The following is a 903-nucleotide window of genomic DNA, read 5'->3' on the forward strand; positions in this document are numbered from 1 at the left end:
TGGTTCGGATGTCTTTTAGTGGCACCTGATCAAGCAATAGCTGGCGGTACACTTTGAGCTGTTGAGCTGGGTTAAGTGCAGCGGCTAAGGCTTCTGCCAATTTCGGCGCTTGTTGGGTTAAGCGCTGCGTCATCGCTTCTACATCATCGTGTGTAAACAATTCTGCAAGGTTGGTTTTCATGATTTTGCTGATGTGCGTTGCGATCACGGTACCGTCGTCCACGACTTGGTAACCCATGTTGAGTGCCTTCGCCTTGTCTTGATGTTCAATCCAAACCGCAGGAATTTGGTAAGCAGGATCCCTCCCTAGAATGCCATCGATTTCACCATAGGTGTCGCCAACGGCAATCGCCATTAAACGCTCTGGTTCGATGAAGCCCTGCTCAATCACTTCGCCATTAAGCGAAATGGTGTATTGGTTCGGTTTTAGGCTTAGGTTATCGCGAATGCGAACTTCGGGTAGAAGAAAACCTACCTGTTCTGAGAGGTTACGACGTACACCACGAATACGTTGCGAAAGTGGCGCACCTTGATCCTTGTTTACCAAGTGAACAAGACGGTAACCAAGCGCAAGAGACAGGGTGTGCACGTGTGGGATGTCGTCCCATGTGAGTGGTGTGTCTTCCTCTTGCATGGCTTGAGAAAGTGCTTCCACCTGTTCGATTTGCGTGTCTTGAACTGGTTTCTTACTTTGTCTCCAACCTGCAAACCCTAGTGCGCCAGCAAATGCAAAGAATGCAAGGTGCGGCATACCCGGAACCATACCAATGACGGCCATGATCCCTGCAACCGTAAACAAGGTCGCTGGAGTTGCGAGCAACTGTTTCTGCATGGTTTCTGACATGCCGTTGTCGCTGTCATTGATGCGAGTCACAATGATTGCAGCTGCGGTTGCCAGTAATA

General features: G+C 49.7%; 1 protein-coding gene. It reads right to left on the reverse strand.

What is annotated here, in order from left to right:
- Positions 1-903: FHIPEP family type III secretion protein (locus R7O13_RS25165; protein ID WP_318304982.1), on the reverse strand; the 903-nt coding region annotated here is incomplete at both ends.

The sequence above is a fragment of the Vibrio sp. Y176 genome (assembly GCF_033438945.1).